Raw genomic sequence first — 1639 nt, 5'->3', positions numbered from 1 at the left:
AGCCCGACCGCTTCCACGCAGTCCTCACCCTGGCCAGCACACTCATCTGGCTCACACCATGATCGACAAGACGTCCCCTAGGCCGTTTTCGTTCGGGTCACCAGCGCGCCTCCAGCCCTTCGACCGCGCCGGCCCCGACGTCTTCCTCGTCAGCCCTTTCCCGTCTTTCCCGGCAAAGCCTGATCGAGGAGGACTTCCGCCGCCGCCCGCGCGTGTCGGCCGTAGTCCGAATCGTCCAGCACCATGGCACGGCTGGCCGCCCCGTCCGCGAGGGTGGCCAGTTGCTCGGCGAGTAGGAGGGGTTCGCGGCAGCCCAGCTCCGTCACCACCGCGACGATCAGTTGCACCATGCGCAGCTTCTGCTCCCGGGCGTAGGAGTGCACCGCGCTCTCCGGGTCGGGGAACTCCGCGGCGGCATCGATGAACGGACACCCGCGTACCGGAGCCGCGTCCGCCACCGGCTGGTCGAACAACCTGCGGATCCGGTCACGCGGAGGGATGTCCTCGCGGGTCAGCACGCCTTCCAGGGTGGCCCCCGACAGTGCGAGGCCCTGCAAGTGGGCGATGACCAGATCGTTCTTGGTGCGAAAGTGCGCGTAGAGCGTCCGCTTGGACACCGGCGCTTCCTCGGCGACCTGTTCCATGCCGGTCGCGCTGATGCCCTGGGTCGCGAACAGTCGGGCGGCGGCAGCCAGAATGCGCTCCCGCCCGCCGCGCCCTCGCCGCCGGGATGCCGTGGCCGTCGTACTCACGGTCGTGTTCATAAAGTAAGTATACGCACTCGTTTACTTGGGTCGGCGTGTCGCGTTAAGGTGCCCTCCACATGTAAACGGCACCGTTTACATGAAACTTTCGTCATCAAGGAGTCCCATGAGCAGGTTCGTCTCCACTGAGCTGAGCAGCTGCGCGGAGAAGCTGATACGCGGCCGTCACGCGACCCGCGCGTTCCGTCCGGAACCCGTACCCGAGGACACGATGCGCAGGATCTTCTCGCTGGCCGGCACCGCGCCGTCCAACTCCAACGCACAACCGTGGCAGGTGGAGGTGGTGAGCGGCGCGGCACGTCAGCGCCTGGCCGGTGCCCTGCAGACGGCCCACGCCGAGGGGCGCACCTCGGTGGACTTCCCGTATTCCGAGGGGATGTACGCGCAGGTGCACCAGACACGTCGGGCGGCGTTCGGTGCCGAACTGTACGGGGCGCTGGGCATCGGCCCCGACGATCACACGGCACGTGCGGCCTACGACTCGGAGAGCCTGCGCTTCTACGGCGCGCCACACGCGGCCTTCCTCTTCGTCCACGGTGACGGAGAGGCCCGGCTGGCCGCGGATGTCGGCGCCTACATGCAGACGCTGCTCCTGGCAATGACCGCGTACGGCGTGGACAGTTGCCCGCAGGGACTGTTGAGCTTCTACGCCGACACCGTCCGCACCGAACTCGGCGTCACCGGAGGGAAGCTGCTCATTGGCATCTCCTTCGGGTACGCCGACGAGACGGCGCCGGTGAATCGGGTGAAGGCCGAGCGGGCTCCACTCGAGTCGACCACGGCCTTCCATGACTAGGACTTGTCCGGGCGATCATGTGCGAAGCCAAATGACCAGGGCGGCTGTGGTGGCAGTGCCGAGGAAGACGTAGCCGCGT

At 67.2% G+C, this 1639-nt stretch carries 2 protein-coding genes; one reads left to right on the top strand and one right to left on the bottom strand.

The annotated features are described in order from the left end of the window. Positions 1 to 149 precede the first annotated feature (149 nt). The gene (locus tag EEJ42_RS31715) at positions 150 to 764 is read right to left on the bottom strand and encodes a TetR/AcrR family transcriptional regulator (RefSeq protein ID WP_184503365.1); all 615 of its coding nucleotides are present in this window, start codon (positions 762 to 764) and stop codon (positions 150 to 152) included. A gap of 106 nt (positions 765 to 870) precedes the next feature. Here EEJ42_RS31715 and EEJ42_RS31710 point away from each other — a divergent pair, with 106 nt between their 5' ends. Continuing rightward, complete coding sequence (locus tag EEJ42_RS31710) at positions 871 to 1560, top strand: nitroreductase (RefSeq protein WP_123105320.1); 690 nt, start codon at positions 871 to 873, stop codon at positions 1558 to 1560. Positions 1561 to 1639: the final 79 nt, after the last annotated feature.

It is taken from the genome of Streptomyces botrytidirepellens, from assembly GCF_003721215.1.
GTDB classification, from domain to species: Bacteria; Actinomycetota; Actinomycetes; order Streptomycetales; family Streptomycetaceae; genus Streptomyces; species Streptomyces himastatinicus.
This window is presented reverse-complemented; position numbering and strand designations above follow the sequence as displayed.

Bases quoted from the DNA above. Each gene is read 5' to 3' on its own strand.
- EEJ42_RS31710 (WP_123105320.1), top strand. From the start codon at position 871: ATGAGCAGGTTCGTCTCCACTGAGCTGAGCAGCTGCGCGGAGAAGCTG.
- EEJ42_RS31715 (WP_184503365.1), bottom strand. From the start codon at position 764: ATGAACACGACCGTGAGTACGACGGCCACGGCATCCCGGCGGCGAGGG.